This window comes from Streptomyces sp. NRRL B-24572 (assembly GCF_002156145.1).
Taxonomy (GTDB): domain Bacteria; phylum Actinomycetota; class Actinomycetes; order Streptomycetales; family Streptomycetaceae; genus Streptomyces; species Streptomyces vietnamensis.
Genome location: NZ_MWIG01001197.1, coordinates 1 through 870 on the forward strand (window position 1 = coordinate 1; position 870 = coordinate 870).

At 73.9% G+C, this 870-nt stretch carries 1 protein-coding gene; it reads right to left on the reverse strand.

The window, feature by feature from the left end:
- Positions 1-732, reverse strand: a 732-nt coding sequence (locus tag CCN56_RS41265; RefSeq protein ID WP_086832597.1) for an FAD-dependent oxidoreductase, incomplete at its 3' end; no start/stop codon positions are given.
- Between the last annotated feature and the right edge of the window lie 138 nt (positions 733-870).

The window sequence follows — 870 nt, forward strand, 5'->3', positions numbered from 1 at the left end:
CGCGGTCGCCGGATCCGGCGCGAGCCGCTCGTCGCCCTCCTGCGCCGTCCCGCCGAGCACCAGCCGGTCCTCGTGCGGGAAGTAGTACGTGGTCTCGCCCGCCGACTCGTCCGCCGCCGCGAACCACTCCCCGATCCCCGGGTTCTCCACCAGGACCAACTGCCCCCGCACCGGCCGCAGTCCGCGATCGGGTACGAGCTCCCGCGCCGCGAGCCCCGTGCAGTCGACCACCACCCGCGCCTGCGTCGTCGCCTCCTCGAAGTCGCCGATCTCGTGCCGTTCGAAGATCCCGCCCATGGCCTCGAAACGGTCCCGCAGGAAGGTCAGATGGACCGGCATGTCGATCAGCGGCAGGCGCGCCGCGAGCCCCGTGCGGTACGGCCCCGGAACCTCCTCCGGCGGCAACTGCCGCAGCCCCTCGACCTCCTCGGCCCACGGACCGAGACTTCCGAGCTCCGTGCCCGCGTGGGCCCCGGCCACCCACCGGACACCGGTCCGCTCCGGATCGACGGCCAGCTCCTCGTACACCCGCAGGGAGTTCAGGGCCCAGGCGCCGACCTCGGCCGCCGGTTCGATCCGGTACGGCCACCACAGGGCGCCCGCCACCGCCGAGGTCGTCGCCCGCGGGTCGTCCCGGGACCAGATCCGTACCCGACGCCCGCGCTCCGCAAGCCGCGTCGCCGTCGCCAGGCCGACGACCCCGCCCCCCACCACGATCACGTCGTTCTTCATGCCCGGGACCGTACCGGGACCATGACATTTCCGGGACGGTGCGGCCACGGAAGGCGGAAACACTGGAGTCATGCCGGTTCCGTACACGACCCTCGACCTCGCCCCCGCCGCCCCGTCCGGCGGCGGGGGCGAGGTCGA